General features: G+C 64.1%; 1 protein-coding gene. It reads right to left on the bottom strand.

The window, feature by feature from the left end:
- On the bottom strand, positions 1–449 hold a 449-nt coding region (locus B447_RS21570), incomplete at its 3' end, for a thiamine pyrophosphate-binding protein (protein ID WP_004249464.1).
- Positions 450–571 lie beyond the last annotated feature (122 nt).

The following is a 571-nucleotide window of genomic DNA, read 5'->3' as shown; positions in this document are numbered from 1 at the left end:
CGCGCCGGGTGGGTGACGTGGCCCTGGTACTTGGTGAACTCCTGGAACATCGGCAGCTGCTTGCACTCCTGGAAGCCGCCCAGCCCCATCGTCATCGTGCCCGTCTCGGGGGTGATGATCACCACCGGGCTGTGCGCCCAGTAGGCCGCGCCGATCGCGGTCACGCAGTTGCTGATGCCCGGGCCGTTCTGGCCGATCACCACGCCGTGGCGGCCCGACACCCGCGAGTAGCCGTCGGCCATGTGGCCCGCGCCCTGCTCGTGCACCACCGGGATCAGCCGGATGCCGGCCGGCGCGAAAATGTCCATCGCGTCCATGAAGGCCGAGCCCATGATGCCGAACATGTCGGTGACGCCGTTGGACACCAGGGTTTCGACGAAGGCTTCGGAGGGGGTCATCTTGGTCGGGCCGCTGGCCACGCTGCGGCCGTCGGGGGTGGGCTGGCTCATGCTGTCTCCTGGGAGTTAGTTGAACGAAATCGGTACCAAACATTCCGATATCCGAGATACGTGAACGCACTCTAGGTCCAACACCCCAAAAGGTCAACATCAAATTCCAAAAAACGGTACGA

It is taken from the genome of Thauera sp. 27 (genome assembly GCF_000310125.2).
In the GTDB taxonomy this organism is placed as follows: Bacteria; Pseudomonadota; Gammaproteobacteria; order Burkholderiales; family Rhodocyclaceae; genus Thauera; species Thauera mechernichensis.
Note: the sequence above shows the minus strand (reverse complement) of the source record. Positions and strands in the feature narration are given on the sequence as shown.